The following is a 16,384-nucleotide window of genomic DNA, read 5'->3' as shown; positions in this document are numbered from 1 at the left end:
ACAATAATCCAGTCATTATCAGAAGCGTTGAATTTATGCCGACAATCATTGAGCAACTCCGTCAGATGCCGTGGACTGAGGCATTCAGCAATCGTGCTCTGGATAAGGCGCTCAGATACGCCAAGGAGAATCGGGTCAAGATCATCGACCTTGATGATCTGACGGTTACTGCGACTTGCAAAGGCTCCGAAGGGAATGTCTACGAACAGTTCATCGAACTCATCGAATATGATGACAGTGTGTTCGTCCTGGATTGCACCTGCTCATGTCCCGTAGTGATCGATTGCAAGCACTGCGCAACGGTCATTTATCATTTGCAGGACGTTCCAGTTGAGTCGAGCGATAGTTCAGCCCCGGTTAGCCTGAGCCGCGATTTGGAACGCTGGCTCAACGATATTCCGCATGAGACTTCAGATCGCGATGGCGCTGCGCAGAGTACCGGTACGTGCTGGGTGTACAAACTCAAGGCCACGCCCACCGCAGGCAAGTGGTTGCTGGAAATTTGCAAGGCTCGTCAGCTCAAGGATGGCCGCTTGCAGGACATCAGATCTGTGTTTTCGCCGTCAGATGCACTGATGCGAGAGCCGGGCTATCTATCAGAACTTGACTTGAAAATCGCCAGATTGCTGGTCGCAGCCCACTCCTCTCATTCTTATTACAGTGGGTACCCCTTGCAAGGCAGCAGCGGGGCCGAAGTCCTCCAGTTGGCGTTGAAAACTTCACGACTGTTTCTCGATTTCGAGCAATTGCAGCCCTTGGCATCAGGAATGGAGAGGTCTGCGCAATTTGCCTGGGCTGAACAAGGCAACGGCAGTTTCCGTCCGCAATGGCGTAGTGATGAAGCCCCTGAAGAAACGATTCTGGCGCTGGAACCTTTGTATTACCTGGACCGTGGACGGATGGAGGTTGGGCCGTTGCTGAGTGAGCTGGACAATAAACTGGCCAGACACTTGTCATTGGTTCCCGACATCCCGGCGCGGCAGGCGATGCAATTCAGTCATCGGATGAGCGCCGCGACTCGAGTCGCGCCACCGCCGCACACGTTGACCGAGCGGATCATCGACGATATTGAGCCCCAGGCCCTCCTGACCCTCGCAACGACCAAGCGTTATACAAACTGGAAATACGAGCTGGAGCATCGCGCAGCGCTGGCGTTCACTTACAACGGCCACATCGCCGCAGACAAAAAATCCACGGAAGTATTGGTGCTTTCCGGCACCGAAACCCAGCGCATTCAGCGAAAACCGGCTGCCGAAAAAGCCCTGCGTCAAGCCTTGCAAAAACAATGCTTCAAAAAGGCGACTCGTAAAAGTGATGCGTTACCCGATAGCGCCGGCGAAATGTTCGACTTGCCGGATGAATCGGCATGGCTGGCATTTGTTCAATCTGGAATGCCAGCGCTCAGAGAGGCCAACTGGCAGATCAGTATCACTGACGGCTTTCACTTCAATGTGCAGCCCGTAGAGGAGTGGTATGCCGATATCGAGGAATCGCCGGGCCGCGAATGGTTCGATCTGCAATTGGGCATCGTGGTCAATGGCGAGCGCCACAGCTTGTTGCCGATTCTGCTGCATTTGTTACGCAATCAGCCACAGCTGATGAACCCGGCTGAGCTAGCCCGCCGCGACGATAACGATCAGGTATTGATCGATCTCAAAAGTGGACAGTTCGGAGCGAAACCCGTTACGAAAGTCGCTCTGCCTCTCGGGCGGGTCAAGCCATTGATGGCCACCCTGGGTGAATTGTACTTGGGTGTTGGCAGCGGTAATTCGTTGCGCTTGAATGCCCCTGATGCAGCGCGGTTGAGTGAGCTTGAAGGTCTGCCGCTGGTTTGGCAGGGCGGCGAGCGTTTGCGCGCTTTCGCGAAACGCTTGCGTGAATCGACTCATGCACACGTTGCTGCTCCCGCGGGCCTCAACGCGGTACTGCGGCCGTATCAGCTCGAAGGCCTGAACTGGATGCAGACCCTTCGCGAGCTGGAAGTCGGCGGTATCCTCGGCGACGACATGGGCCTGGGCAAAACTCTGCAAGCCCTGACTCATTTACTTCTGGAAAAACAGGTGGGGCGTCTGGACCGCCCGGCACTTGCTGTGATGCCTACCAGCCTCATCCCCAACTGGCTCGATGAGGCTGCACGCTTCACCCCGCAACTGAAAGTCCTGGCGCTCCACGGCGCAGCTCGGCAAAACGATTTTGCCAACCTTGCCGATTACGATCTGGTGTTGACGACATACGCGTTGCTGCCGCGCGATCTGGAGATTTTGCAGCCTCAGGTCTGGAGTGTGCTGCTTCTCGATGAAGCACAGAACATCAAGAATCCGGCCAGCAAAGCCGCTCAGGCGGCCCGACAATTAGAGGCTCGGCAGCGCTTTTGTCTGTCTGGCACGCCACTGGAAAATCACTTGGGCGAATTGTGGTCGCTGTTTCACTTTTTGCTGCCCGGTTGGCTCGGCGACAGTAAAACCTTCAATCGCGATTACCGTACCCCGATCGAGAAACACGGCAACAGCGAACGGATGCAACACCTGACGGCCCGAATAAAACCCTTCTTGCTACGCCGCAAGAAAGAACAGGTCGCTACCGAGCTACCCCCCAAAACCGAGATCGTGCATTGGGTCGATCTTAGCGATGGGCAGCGGGATGTATATGAAACCGTGCGTGTGGCGATGGACAAGAAGGTGCGTGATGAAATTGCCCGCAGTGGCGTCGGGCGCAGTCAGATCGTCATCCTCGATGCTTTGCTCAAGTTGCGTCAGGTGTGCTGCGATCTGCGACTGATCAAAACGACGCTGACGGCGAAAGCCCTTCGTTCGGGCAGCGGCAAACTGCTTAGCTTGATGGAGATGCTCGAAGAGTTGCTCAGTGAAGATCGCAAGATTTTGCTGTTCTCGCAATTCACCTCGATGCTTGCGTTGATTGAGCAGCAGTTGCAGCAGCGCGGTATCGGCTACTCGTTGTTGACCGGCGACACCACGGATCGGCGCACACCGGTAAAGGATTTTCAGAGTGGCAAGGTGCCGTTGTTCCTGATTAGCCTGAAGGCGGGGGGAACCGGTCTCAACCTGACCGCGGCGGATACGGTGATTCACTTCGATCCGTGGTGGAACCCTGCAGTGGAAAACCAGGCGACCGACCGAGCCTACAGAATTGGTCAAGACAAGCCGGTGTTCGTCTACAAGATGATTGCCCGCGGTACGGTGGAAGAAAAAATACAGGCGCTTCAACAGGAAAAAGCAGCGTTGACCGGGGCCGTACTCGAAGGTGGAGCGAGTGGGGGGTGGAAGCTCGAACAGAGTGATATTGAAGCGCTTTTCGCGCCATTGCCCAATCCCGGGTCCTGACTCGGCGGCATCTCAGGAATCGGCGGTGACCCTTTCGCGAGCAAGCCCGCTCCCACATTGGTTTTAGGTTGTCCTAATCATCGCGGGCAAACACAGATCCAATGTGGGAGCGGGCTTGCTCGCGAAAGCGATCTACTGATCACCGCAGATATCAGTGTTTCTCCAACTTATCCGGCAAAGGCGCAAACAAGGCTTCGATATCATCGCTCTGCAATTTCCAGTCCCCGGTCTGGCGCCCGTCCAGCACGCCGGCGGCGAGGTCGGATTTTTCCTTTTGCAGATGCTGAATCTTCTCTTCCACCGTGCCCCTGGCAATCATCTTGTAGACGAACACCGGCTTCTCCTGACCAATGCGATAGGCACGATCCGTCGCCTGATGTTCCGTCGCCGGGTTCCACCAGGGATCGTAGTGAATCACCGTATCCGCTTCGGTCAGGTTCAGTCCTACGCCACCAGCCTTCAGGCTGATCAGAAAGATCTGACGCGTGCCGCTCTGGAACTCCTTCACTGGCGTGCGTCGGTCGCGGGTTTGTCCGGTCAGGATCGCATACGCCACGCCACGCTTTTTCAGCTCATCCTCGATCAGCGACAGCATTGAGGTGAACTGCGAAAACAGCAGGATTCGCCGACCTTCCTCAAACAACTCTTCCAGCATTTCCATCAGGCTATCGAGCTTGCCGGAGCTGCTGCCGCGCGCGGGCAGGGCGGCGTCGTTGACCAGACGCAAATCACAGCACACCTGACGCAGTTTCAGCAGGGCTTCAAGAATGATGATCTGGCTGCGCGCCACACCCTTGCGGGTGATTTCGTCGCGGACTTTTTTGTCCATCGCCAGACGCATGGTTTCGTATACGTCGCGCTGGGCTTCGTTGAGTTCGACCCAATGGATGATCTCGGTTTTCGGTGGCAGTTCGGTGGCCACCTGTTCCTTGGTCCTGCGCAGCAGGAACGGTTTAATCCGACCATTGAGGTGCTGAAGTCTTACTTCGCTGGCACGCTTTTCTATCGGTACGCGGTAATCGCGGTTGAAGCTTTTCACGTCACCGAGCCAGCCGGGCAGCAGGAAGTGAAACAGCGACCACAGCTCGCCCAGATGGTTTTCCAGCGGCGTGCCACTCAGGCACAGACGCTGGCGAGCATTCAGCTCACGGGCTGCATGGGCGGCCTTGCTGTTGGGGTTCTTGATGTACTGCGCTTCATCCAGCACCAATACATGAAAGGGTTGCGCGGCCAGGCGTTCGACGTCCTTGGGCAGCAGCGCATAGGTGGTCAGAATCAGGTCGTAATCGGCCAGGTTCTCGAAATGCTTTTTGCGACTGGCACCGTACAGCGCCAGCACTTTGAGCTGCGGCGTGAAGTGCGCGGCTTCGTCGAGCCAGTTGGGGATCAGGCTGGTGGGCATCACCACCATGCACGGCCGATCAAGGCGCCCGGCGTTCTTCTCGCTGAGAATGTGCGCCAGGGTCTGCAGGGTTTTGCCCAGACCCATGTCGTCCGCGAGAATCCCGCCGACTTCCAGTTGCCGCAACGACTGCATCCAACTCAGGCCTTCCAGCTGATACGGGCGCAAGGTGGCATTCAAGCCTTCGGGGGCCGCAGCGGTGTGGTCCTTGATGTCGCGCAGGCGTTGGGCAAAGGTGCGGATCTGCTCGCCACCTTCCCAGAGCAATGGCAGACCTTCCAGCGAATTCAGTCGCGTGGCGTCGGCCTTGCTCAGGCGCAGCGTGGTTTCGCCGGGCTCTTGCAGATAAAACTCGCCGAGGGTGGCCAGCACCGGCTTCAAGCGGCCGAAGGGCAGGGCGACCTGCAACGGACCTTGGTCGGTACTGCGGCGTTGCGGGATGTTCACCAGGATCAGTTCATCGTCGCGACGCCGGGCAAGTCGTTCCGGGTTGAGGATTTCGGTGTGGGAGCGCATCAGGTTCAACAGGATCGGCAACAGGCTCAGCCGTTCGCCGTTGACGATGATCCCCAATTCCAGGTCGAACCAGTCGCGCTCCGGTGCCTGCTCGACAGTGGCGTACCAGTCATCGACGGCGGTCAGGTCGAAGCCGAAATCTTCGTCGATCTGTAACTCCCACCCTTGGGCGCGCAGCTTCGGCAGCTCGTTGAGGGTGAAGGTCAGCCAGGCGCTGTCGTTGACCATCTCGTAGAGTTCGCCGGCACTTTCCGGCAGAGCCTTGCTTTGTCGGGTGGCGATCTTGAAACCGAGGATTCGCAACTGTTCCCTGTAGGCCTGTTCGACTTCCGGGTGACGCTTTACCCGCAACGTCTGCGTCTCTTGGCGAATCAGGATGTCAGTGTTTTTCTGTCCGCTGACGTATTCATCCAGATAGCTGAAGGACAGCGCCGCGCGATGCTGGATGTACCGCTGCATCTTGCCGTTGCGCGGTTCGAAGGCACTGAACTCAATGCTCGCCAGCCACAGGCGCGGCACCGGTTGCACATTGTCCACCAGGATTTGTGGTGGCGCTTTCGGGCTGCGGTTTTCCAGCACAGCCTGAAGCTTTTCCAGTAACTCGGCGTCTTGCGCGGCAGCGGGATAGGTCAGGGTTTCCTGGACCTTCAGCAGTACCGCTGCGCAATGTTTACAGTTGCTGCGCACCGGGCAGGTGCAGGTGGCATCGACCATCAGCAATGTAGCTTTGGCCGACTCGCGCAGGCGAATGGTCTGACGGTAAACATTACCGCCGGACCCTTCGCATGCCGCGGTGATGGTGGCATCGCCGACTTCGACGATCCTGACGCGGTTCTCCAAGGCATAGCGACGCCCGCGCTCCAGGCTCTGTTCCTTGAATCGGCTGACCCAGGATGTTGCCAGGGGTTTGCTCAGGGTCGCGGAGGACATAAGGGCTTCAATCAGTCCGGAATTACATCGGGAACTGACCGAGGCGCAGGGGCTGTCAGCGAGGTGATTTTGATCAGCAGGCCCAGGTGGCCGTTGTCGAGGAAGTTCAGTTGGCCGTTCTTGGTGTGGCTTTCCTGCTTCAGGCGTTCGCTGGCGGTGACCAGGCCGTTGGCATCGATCTGGTTGACCCAGAAATCGGCGTCGACATCGGTAAAGCGCCCCAGTTTCAGACTCAGTGTGCCCTCGATCGGGAACTGGCCAAACTGCTCGGTGCCTTCGCTGATCGCGACTTTGCTGGCTTCTTCACCCAGGTTCTGTTGCCAGGCCTTGTGCACCAGCACCGTGTATTCGTTGCTGGCGGTGAGTTTTTCCACTTCGGGATTAAGGCTTGGCGTGCGAAAGCTGTCGGGGCTGATGCGTTGGGCGCCGGCATCCCAGTCTTCCGGCGCGGCGCGGCTGACGATGGCGGGCACAGCGTTTTGCCGTACCAGAATCATTTCAACCTGATACAGATCATCGGCAAATGCCGTTGGGGCGACCAGCGTCGTGATTAACATCGTCAACAAGGTCAGTGAGCGAAACAGGCGCATGCGGCGTCCTTCAAGCAGTGGTCGGAATGAGGCGCTCAAACAGCGCTTCTACGGTATTAAAGCGTTCTTCCGGGCGCTCCATTGGCACCTGGAATTTAAACATCGTGGCGCCTTCGAATTTGTAGCGTTTGGGCTGGCTCTGGATCAATTTGATCAGCGTCAGCGGGTCGACCGGGGTCTGGGCCGCGAATTCGATTCGACCGCCTTGCGGACCACCGTCGACTTTCTTGATGCCCAGTTGTTCGGCCTGCAATTTCAGCGCCGTGATCCGCACCAGATTCTTGGTCGGCTCAGGCAGCAGGCCGAAACGGTCGATCATCTCCACTTGCAGGTCTTTGAGACCTTCCTCATCGGTGGCCGAGGCAATGCGTTTGTAGAGAATCAATCGAGCATGCACATCCGGCAGATAGTCCTCGGGAATCAACGCCGGTACACGCAGATTGACTTCGGGACCGCCGCCCAGCGGCTGATCAAGGTTCGGCTGTTCGCCCTTGCGGATCGACTTCACCGCGCGCTCAAGCATTTCCATGTACAGCGTGAAACCGACGGCCTGGATCTGCCCGCTCTGACCGTCGCCCAGCAGTTCGCCGGCGCCACGGATTTCCAGGTCGTTGGTGGCGAGTACGAAGCCCGCGCCGAGGTCCTGGGTATTGGCGATCGCTTCCAGACGCTTTTCCGCGTCGGGAGTGATTTGCTGGCGCGGCGGTGTCAGCAGGTAAGCATACGCCTGGTGGTGACTGCGACCGACACGGCCACGCAATTGGTGCAGCTGCGCCAGGCCGAACTTGTCGGCACGCTCGATGATGATGGTGTTGGCGCTCGGCACGTCGATGCCGGTCTCGATGATGGTCGAGGCGATCAGCACGTTGAAGCGCTTGTGGTAGAAGTCGCTCATCACTTGTTCGAGATCGCGTTCACGCATCTGCCCATGGCCGATGCCAATCCGCGCTTCCGGCACCAGTTCGGCGAGGTCGGCGGCGCATTTCTCGATGGTTTTCACATCGTTGTGCAGGTAGTAGACCTGACCGCCACGCAGCAACTCACGCAGCAGGGCTTCTTTGACCGTGCTCTTGTTCTGCTCCATGACGAAGGTCCGGACCGACAGGCGCCGGGCTGGTGGCGTGGCGATGATCGACAGATCACGCATGCCCGACACTGCCATATTCAGCGTGCGCGGAATCGGTGTGGCGGTCAGCGTCAGGATGTCGACTTCACTGCGCAGCGCCTTGAGCTGTTCTTTCTGACGGACACCGAAGCGGTGTTCTTCATCGATGATCACCAGCCCGAGGTTTTTGATCTTCACGTCTTCTTGCAGCAGCTTGTGCGTACCGATGACGATGTCGATCTTGCCTTCGGCCAGGTCCGCGACTGCGGCGTTGACTTCCTTGGCCGATTTGAACCGGCTCATCACTTCCACGCTCACCGGCCAGTCGGCGAAACGGTCGCGAAAGCTGTTGTAGTGTTGTTGGGCGAGCAGGGTGGTCGGCACCAGAATCGCTACCTGACGGCCGCCATGCACGGCGATGAACGCCGCGCGCATCGCCACTTCGGTCTTGCCGAAGCCGACGTCGCCGCAGACCAGGCGATCCATCGGTTTCGGTGCGAGCATGTCTTCGCGCACCGCTTCGATGGTGGTCTGCTGGTCCGGGGTTTCTTCGAACGGGAAACCGGCGCTGAACGTCGCGTAATCGGCTTTCGGATCGGCGAAGGCATAGCCCTCGCGAGCGGCGCGGCGGGCATAGATGTCGAGCAGCTCGGCGGCCACGTCGCGCACCTGTTCGGCGGCTTTGCGTTTGGCTTTCTGCCAGGTCTCGGAGCCGAGGCGGTGCAGCGGCGCCAGGGCATCGTCGCTGCCGGTGTAACGGGCGATCAAGTGCAGGTTGGCTACCGGGACGTACAGCTTGGCGTTCTCGGCATATTCAAGGGTCAGGAATTCGGCGGCTTGATTATCGATTTCCAGGATCGTCAGCCCCAGATAGCGGCCGACACCATGATCGATGTGCACAACCGGCGCACCTTCGCGCAGCTCGGTGAGGTTTTTGATCACTGCATCGTTGTTGGCGTCGGCGCGTTTCACGCGGCGGCGGCGCTGCATCACGCGCTGACCGAACAACGGGCTTTCAGCGACCAGGGCCAAGGCTGGATCGTCCAGCAACAGACCTTCATCGAGCGGCGCGATGGTGATTGCCAAGCGCTCCTTGCTCGCAACAAAGTCTGGCCAGCTGTCGACGGTTTTCGGCCGCAGCTTCAGGCGTTCCAGCAATTCCAGCAACACTTCACGGCGGCCAGCGGACTCGGCGGTAAACAGTACGCGGCCGGGGAATTCGTCGAGGAAACCGGCCAGCGCCGCCAACGGCTGAGTGGCCTTGGCTTCGATGGCCAGGTTCGGCAGCGGCTGAGCCGGGAAGCGCTCGCGACCGACACCAGTTTCGACGTCCTGTTGACTGGCAACCACACGGGGCCAACTCTTCAGGCGGGCAAAACAGTCTTCCACGGGCAAGAACAGCTCGGCCGGTGGCAATAAAGGACGGGATGGATCGACGCGACGCTCTTCGTAACGATTGCGCACGTCGTTCCAGAAGTTCTCCGCCGCCTGTTCGATGCCCGGTAAAGAGAACACTTGCGTGTCCTGGGGCAGGTAATCGAACAGGGTAGAGGTTTCGTCGAAGAACAATGGCAAGTAGTACTCGATACCCGCCGGTGTAATCCCGCTGCTCAAATCCTGAAAGATCGGGCAGCGGCGGAAGTCGACATCGAAACGCTCGCGAAAGCGCGCCTTGAAACGGGTGACCGCGTCCTTTTGCAGCGGGAATTCCCGCGCCGGCAGCAGGCGAACAGTGTCCACCTTGTCGATGGAGCGCTGGTTTTCCGGATCGAAGGTGCGCAGGGTCTCGATTTCGTCGTCGAACAGATCAATGCGGAAGGGCAGTTTGCTGCCCATCGGGAACAGATCGATCAGCGAACCGCGCACGGTGAATTCGCCGTGTTCATAGACGGTATCGACGTAACGATAACCGCTGGCCTCAAGCCGGCTGCGCATTTGCTCGACATCGAGCTTCTGGCCGACGTCCAGCACCAGGCTGCTGCCGAGCAGAAACCTGGTCGGCGCCAAACGGTGCAGGGCCGTGGTGATCGGCACGACCAGCACCCCATGCGCCAGCTCCGGCAACCGATACAGGCTGGAGATGCGCTGGGAGATGATGTCCTGGTGTGGCGAGAACAGGTCGTAGGGCAGGGTTTCCCAGTCTGGGAAGTGCAGAACAGGCAAATCCGGGGCGAAGAAACTCAGCTCCTGTTCCAGCCGTTCAGCACTCTGGCTATCGGCGGTCAGTAGCAGGGTAAAGCGCTTGGCAGCGCTGGCGGCCTCGGCGATGGCCAGGCTCAGGGCGGCACCGGGCAGGTTGCCCCAATGCTGTTTACCTGCCGCGGCAGGGAGAAGCGGTAGACGCAGAACGGGCACGGAAGGTTGAGCTCCAAGCGTTGCGACAAAGTCGACAATTGTAACGGCCTCAGGTGCCGGCTGTCAGTTGCAGATATGTCTATTACGCGGGTTGGGCAAAATGTAGTGGTAATGACAAAATCGAGCGGTTTTTTAGTGAAAATTACTGATTATGTAGTGGTAAAACGAACGCGTGTTACGGATGGTTACGGACAAGGCGGTGATGTCTCCAAAAAATTGACGATGCTGAAAGCCCCGGTTTTACTGGGCTGGAGCGGAGCGTAATTTTTTTGAACAGGATTTTGTTACCGTCTGTGCGACAAGCGCGCATTGCTACGGGAGCCACTCGGCGGCATAATGTAGCCCCTTTTTTCTGCCCCTACATGTGGAAGGTTACCGTGACTCAGAAGCCCGACCAGTGTCTTGGTGAATGGATCGACCGTGAAGCACTCGCAGAAGCGATGATTCCGCTTATCGGTCAGCTCTACCGCAATAACAACGTGGTGAGCTCGATCTATGGCCGCAGTCTGATCAACCAGTCTGTCATCGCGATTCTCAAAGCTCACCGCTTTGCACGCCATCGCCAGTCCGATGACAGCGAATTGTCCGTCCACGAAACATTCCCGCTGCTCAAGGCAATGAGCGAGCTCAAGCTCGGCGCTGCTTCGGTAGATCTGGGCAAGCTGGCTGTCAAATTCAAAGCCGAAGGCAATGGCCGTACCGCCGAAGCGTTCGTCCGTGACGAACTGGCCGATGTGGTCGGCAAGCAGAATGGTTCCGGCCGTACCGGCACCGACGTTGTCCTGTATGGCTTCGGTCGTATCGGTCGTCTGCTGGCGCGCATCCTGATCGAGAAAACCGGTGGTGGCGATGGCCTGCGCCTGCGCGCCATCGTTGTCCGCAAGGGCGCCGAGAACGATCTGGTCAAGCGTGCCAGCCTGCTGCGTCGCGACTCGGTGCACGGTTCGTTCAATGGCACCATCACCATCGATGAAGCCAACAACACCATCACCGCCAACGGCAACCTGATCCAGGTTATCTACGCGAAGAACCCTACTGAAGTGGACTACACCCAGTACGGCATCAAAAATGCGCTGCTGGTGGACAACACCGGTGTGTGGCGTGACGCCGACGGCCTGGGCCAGCACCTGGCCTGCCCGGGTATCGACCGCGTTGTTCTGACCGCGCCTGGCAAAGGCAAGCTGAAGAACATCGTTCACGGCATCAACCACGGTGAAATCACTGCTGACGACAAGATCGTTTCCGCCGCTTCCTGCACCACCAACGCCATCGTGCCGGTGCTGAAAGCTGTGAATGACAAGTTCGGCATCATCAACGGTCACGTCGAAACCGTTCACTCGTACACCAACGACCAGAACCTGATCGACAACTTCCACAAGGGTGATCGCCGTGGCCGTAGCGCCGCGCTGAACATGGTCATCACCGAGACTGGTGCTGCCACCGCTGCTGCCAAGGCGCTGCCTGAGTTGGCCGGCAAGCTGACCGGTAACGCGATCCGTGTTCCGACGCCGAACGTGTCGATGGCCATTCTCAACCTGAACCTTGAGAAAGCCGCCACCCGTGAAGAGATGAACGAGTACCTGCGCTACATGGCGCTGCACTCCGATCTGCACAAGCAAATCGACTACGTCAATTCGCAGGAAGTGGTTTCCACCGACTTCGTTGGCTCGCGCCACGCAGGCGTTGTGGACGCTGAAGCGACCATCGTTCAGGACAATCGCGTTGTTCTGTACGTTTGGTACGACAACGAGTTCGGTTACAGCTGTCAGGTAGTTCGTGTGATGGAAGATATGGCCGGTGTAAACCCGCCAGCATTCCCGCACTAAGCCTTAGCCGCAAATAAAAACGCCCCGACTTTGTTCGGGGCGTTTTTGTTTGCGCGCCCAGCATGATCGTTCCCACGCTCTGCGTGGGAATGCCTCAACGGACGCTCCGCGTTCGACTTTGGAAGGGACGCGGAGCGTCCTGGGCTGCATTCCCACGCAGAGCGTGGGAACGATCCTCTTCTCTGTAGGAGCGAGCGGTGCGGCGATCCTACAGAGGTGGTGCATAATGGCCGTTTTGGTGGGTTTCAGGGAGGGCGGGATTTGTTGAGATGGCGGCTGTGCGGTCTCGTGGTTCTGATAGGCACCTTATCCGGCTGCGGCAATGGCGACTCCATGGAAAGCTTCGGCGGTCCTACCATGGGCAGCAGTTATTCGATCAAATACGTGCGCCACGCCGATCTTCCCGCCCCGGCAGACGTCCGTGTCCAGGTTGAAAAAATCCTCGCTGAAGTCGATCAGCAAATGTCGACCTATCGCAGCGACTCCGATATCGAACGTTTCAACGCACTTCCCGCCAACCACTGTCAGACGATGCCCGCGCCAATCCTCGAATTGGTCCGCGTTGGCGAGCGACTGTCTTCGCTAAGCGAAGGCGCCTTCGACCTGACGGTGGAGCCGCTGCTCAACCTCTGGGGATTCGGTCCGCAGGCGCGTGAAGAAAAAGTACCGAGTGCCGAAGCGCTGGTCGAGGTGAAGCAGCGCGTCGGCCACACTCACTTGCGTATCGACGGTAATCAGTTGTGCAAGGACGCCGCGGTCGAGGTCGACTTCAACAGCATCGCGGCCGGTTACGCGGTCGACACGATTACCGCAAGACTCGAAGCGTTGGGTATCCACAACTACCTCGCTGAAGTGACTGGCGAACTCAAGGCTGCCGGCAAAAAACTCGACGGCTCAGCGTGGCGCATTGCCCTGGAAGAACCCCGCGATGACCAACAAGTGGCCAAGCGGATCATCGCCGTCGATGGCTACGCAGTGTCCACGTCCGGCGACTACCGCCATTATTTTCAGCAGAACGGCCAGCGCTATTCCCACACCTTCGATGCCCGCACCGGAGCACCGGTCCTACACACCCTGGCGTCAGTCACGGTGATTCATCCTTCAGCGTTAATGGCCGATGGCTTGTCGACGCTGTTGCTGATTCTCGGTCCTGAACGGGGTTGGGACTATGCCGAGGCGCATGGCATTGGTGCATTTTTTGTGATGCGTGCCGATACAGGTTTTGTGATCCGCACCAATCAGGCTTTTGAGCGCCTGGTGGGTGAGAAAACCAAGTGATTGCGGCAGCAAAAGCATTTTTGATGGCGTTGTAGTGCAGGCAAAACTAGCCTACGACGCGACCAAGGGTTAATGTGCCCGGCGTTGACGCTTCTATAGACTGTGTCCGGGTTCTGCACTGGCCCCAAATTGTTCCTTCACGCCGCAGAACGGCGTGATTTAGCCGCAGGTGCCGAGGGCACCGCGGCCTGTTCTGAGGAGTATGCATGGCTGTCTACAACTACGACGTGGTGGTGTTGGGTTCCGGCCCGGCGGGAGAAGGCGCGGCAATGAACGCCGCCAAGGCAGGGCGCAAGGTGGCGATGGTCGATAGTCGTCGCCAGGTCGGCGGCAACTGCACCCACCTGGGCACCATCCCGTCCAAGGCCTTGCGTCACTCGGTCCGGCAGATCATGCAGTTCAATACCAACCCGATGTTCCGGGCCATTGGTGAGCCGCGCTGGTTTTCGTTCCCGGACGTTTTGAAAAGCGCTGAAAAAGTCATCTCCAAACAAGTCGCCTCGCGCACCGGCTACTACGCTCGTAACCGCGTCGACGTGTTCTTCGGCACCGGCAGCTTTGCTGACGAGCAAACCATCGAAGTGGTTTGCGCCAATGGCGTGGTTGAAAAACTGGTGGCCAAGCACATCATCATTGCCACCGGTTCGCGCCCTTATCGCCCGGCAGACATCGATTTCCATCACCCGCGTATCTACGATAGCGACACCATCCTCAGCCTCGGCCACACCCCGCGTAAACTCATCGTTTACGGCGCAGGTGTGATCGGTTGCGAATACGCCTCGATCTTCAGTGGTCTGGGTGTGCTGGTGGAGCTGGTGGATAACCGCGGTCAGTTGCTGAGCTTCCTCGACTCGGAAATTTCCCAGGCGCTGAGCTACCACTTCAGCAACAACAACATCACGGTTCGCCACAACGAAGACTACGACCGCGTCGAAGGCGTGGACAACGGCGTGATCCTTCACCTGAAGTCCGGCAAGAAGATCAAGGCCGATGCCTTGCTCTGGTGCAACGGCCGTACCGGCAACACCGATCAGCTGGGTCTGGAAAATATCGGCGTGAAGGTCAACAGCCGTGGCCAGATCGAAGTCGATGAAAACTACCGCACCTGCGTGCCGAACATTTACGGCGCCGGTGACGTGATCGGCTGGCCGAGCCTGGCCAGTGCCGCCCACGACCAGGGCCGTTCGGCCGCTGGCAGCATTGTCGACAATGGCAGCTGGCGTTTCGTCAACGATGTACCAACCGGCATCTACACCATTCCGGAAATCAGCTCGATCGGCAAGAACGAGCAGGAGCTGACTCAGGCCAAGGTGCCGTACGAAGTGGGCAAGGCGTTCTTCAAGGGCATGGCGCGTGCGCAGATCGCCGGTGAGCCGCAAGGCATGCTGAAGATCCTGTTCCACCGCGATACCCTGGAAGTGCTGGGTGTTCACTGCTTCGGTTATCAGGCATCGGAGATCGTGCACATCGGTCAGGCGATCATGAACCAGCCAGGCGAACACAACACCCTGAAGTATTTCGTCAACACGACGTTCAACTACCCGACCATGGCCGAAGCCTATCGGGTAGCGGCATACGATGGCCTCAACCGGCTTTTTTGAGCGGCTCCGGCCGGTGGCCTGAGCCGGCCGGGGAGACCGATTTCAGCAATTCTCGAGCGTGGCGGTGGCCAAACCGGGAAAGTCTGTAATCAGGCTGTCAACGCCGAAGTCGGCGAGCCTGCGCATCAGCGCGGGCTCGTTGACTGTCCATACCGACACATGCAGCCCCTGACGCTGCGCCTTCTGCAGGCGTTCCGGCGTACACAGGGTCCAGTTCAGCGCCAGAATCTCACAGCCATAGTTTTGCGCGACCTTCAACGGGTCGAGCCAGGCGTACTCGGCCACCAATCCGCGAGACACATCCGGCACCAAGTCCAGCGCGGCTTTCAACACTTCGCGTGAACTCGAGGTAATGGTGATCTTGTCCCGCATACCGAAACGCTGCGCCATTTCGCGAATTGCCAGCACGGTGGTCGCGGCGCGGGTGCGTGAAGCGCTTTTGACTTCCAGTTGCCAGTGCTCGAAATCGCATTGCTCGAACAGTTCTTCCAGCGTTGGGATCGGGCAGGGTTTGATCCAGCCCGGGCCACCCTTGCGTGCGTCGTAGGTCACCAATTCCGCCGCCGTGTGTTCGACCACTTTGCCGCGACGGTCAGTGGTGCGTTTGAGAGTCGGGTCGTGGATCACCATCAACTCGCCATCCCTGGACAGGTGCAAGTCCAGTTCACAACGACGTACGCCGTGCTTGAGGCATTCCTGAAAGCTGGTCAGGGTGTTTTCCGGTGCTTCGCCCTTGGCGCCGCGATGGCCGTAGATGAGAGTCACGGTTCTTCCTTAAATTAAATGCCTGATTCGTTTTGTTCGCGCGCCAGGCGTCGTTCTTGTGCCTGTCGCTGCAAGATGTAACGGGCCAGCAATTGCCGCTGGGCATCGGACAGGTATTTGAACTCGGTGCCAATGTCGTAGCCGTCGCCCTTGCGGTCGCAATGGGTGACGCGGGCCCGCAGCAGCAGGCCAAGGGCTTGCGGCATCAGTATCAGTTTGATCGACAGGTGCGCACCAGTGGCGATGGGCGTCGGATGCTGAAAGTCGATGCCCCCTTCGGAGATGATCACCGGCTGTGGTTCGCCGATCTGCCCGAGCACGGTCAGGGCGACTACCTGGCTCAGCAGATCGATGCGTTTGTTCTGGGATTTCAGGAATGCGGCGATGGTCCGGTCGCGTTCGCTGATCTGGCGCAGCAGGTGTTGCGACTCGAATTCGCTCAGGTGCAGTTCGCTAAGCAGGTTGAACAGCGGGGAAGCATCCTGCAACACTTCCTGGCCTGCGGCTTCGGGAGCGGACAGGGGCCGAATTTCCAGTGCGATCGTGTCCTCGATACGGTAGTATTCGCGGCGATCTTCTTCATCTAATGTCGACATGGCGAACCCATGGTAGCGGCGGTGGTCTGAGTGTAAAGCTGGTTATCGACCCCCGCCACAAGGACGTTCCTTTTCCCTC

At 58.6% G+C, this 16,384-nt stretch carries 9 protein-coding genes; 4 read left to right on the top strand and 5 right to left on the bottom strand.

The genetic code is table 11. From position 1 onward, the window contains the following. The first annotated feature begins 35 nt into the window (after nt 1-35). Nucleotides 36-3,341 (top strand): DEAD/DEAH box helicase, encoded by a 3,306-nt coding sequence (locus MEB48_RS24080; RefSeq protein ID WP_237886339.1) that lies wholly within the window; start codon nt 36-38, stop codon nt 3,339-3,341. A gap of 151 nt (nt 3,342-3,492) precedes the next feature. On the opposite strand, the gene MEB48_RS24075 is transcribed toward MEB48_RS24080, so the two are convergent. The 3 genes from MEB48_RS24075 to mfd are packed head-to-tail and all read right to left on the bottom strand — an operon-like array spanning nt 3,493 to nt 10,239. Next, nucleotides 3,493-6,189 carry a DEAD/DEAH box helicase gene (locus MEB48_RS24075; protein ID WP_237886338.1) on the bottom strand — a complete coding sequence of 899 codons (2,697 nt, stop codon included), beginning with the start codon at nt 6,187-6,189 and terminating at the stop codon, nt 3,493-3,495. 11 nt (nt 6,190-6,200) lie between these two features. Then, entirely contained in the window at nt 6,201-6,779 is a 579-nt protein-coding gene (locus MEB48_RS24070) for a CsiV family protein (RefSeq protein WP_237886337.1), read from the bottom strand. 10 nt (nt 6,780-6,789) lie between these two features. Continuing rightward, on the bottom strand, nt 6,790-10,239 hold the full coding sequence (gene mfd, locus MEB48_RS24065) for a transcription-repair coupling factor (RefSeq protein ID WP_237886336.1): 3,450 nt from the start codon (nt 10,237-10,239) through the stop codon (nt 6,790-6,792). 362 nt (nt 10,240-10,601) lie between these two features. Here mfd and MEB48_RS24060 point away from each other — a divergent pair, with 362 nt between their 5' ends. From MEB48_RS24060 to sthA, 3 genes are all read left to right on the top strand, one after another. After that, the gene (locus tag MEB48_RS24060) at nt 10,602-12,065 is read left to right on the top strand and encodes a glyceraldehyde-3-phosphate dehydrogenase (protein ID WP_237886335.1); all 1,464 of its coding nucleotides are present in this window, start codon (nt 10,602-10,604) and stop codon (nt 12,063-12,065) included. Nucleotides 12,066-12,398: 333 nt separating this feature from the next. Further along, complete coding sequence (locus MEB48_RS24055; RefSeq protein ID WP_237886334.1) at nt 12,399-13,343, top strand: FAD:protein FMN transferase; 945 nt, start codon at nt 12,399-12,401, stop codon at nt 13,341-13,343. A 206-nt stretch (nt 13,344-13,549) separates the two neighbouring features. Next, on the top strand, nt 13,550-14,944 hold the full coding sequence (gene sthA, locus MEB48_RS24050) for a Si-specific NAD(P)(+) transhydrogenase (RefSeq protein WP_237886333.1): 1,395 nt from the start codon (nt 13,550-13,552) through the stop codon (nt 14,942-14,944). 42 nt (nt 14,945-14,986) lie between these two features. On the opposite strand, the gene MEB48_RS24045 is transcribed toward sthA, so the two are convergent. Together MEB48_RS24045 and MEB48_RS24040 are read right to left on the bottom strand one after the other, a co-directional pair. Continuing rightward, nucleotides 14,987-15,709 (bottom strand): glycerophosphodiester phosphodiesterase, encoded by a 723-nt coding sequence (locus tag MEB48_RS24045; RefSeq protein WP_237886332.1) that lies wholly within the window; start codon nt 15,707-15,709, stop codon nt 14,987-14,989. A gap of 14 nt (nt 15,710-15,723) precedes the next feature. After that, the gene (locus tag MEB48_RS24040) at nt 15,724-16,305 is read right to left on the bottom strand and encodes a PilZ domain-containing protein (protein WP_237886331.1); all 582 of its coding nucleotides are present in this window, start codon (nt 16,303-16,305) and stop codon (nt 15,724-15,726) included. Nucleotides 16,306-16,384: the final 79 nt, after the last annotated feature.

Source organism: Pseudomonas sp. PGPR40, assembly GCF_022014505.1.
GTDB lineage: Bacteria > Pseudomonadota > Gammaproteobacteria > Pseudomonadales > Pseudomonadaceae > Aquipseudomonas.
This window is presented reverse-complemented; position numbering and strand designations above follow the sequence as displayed.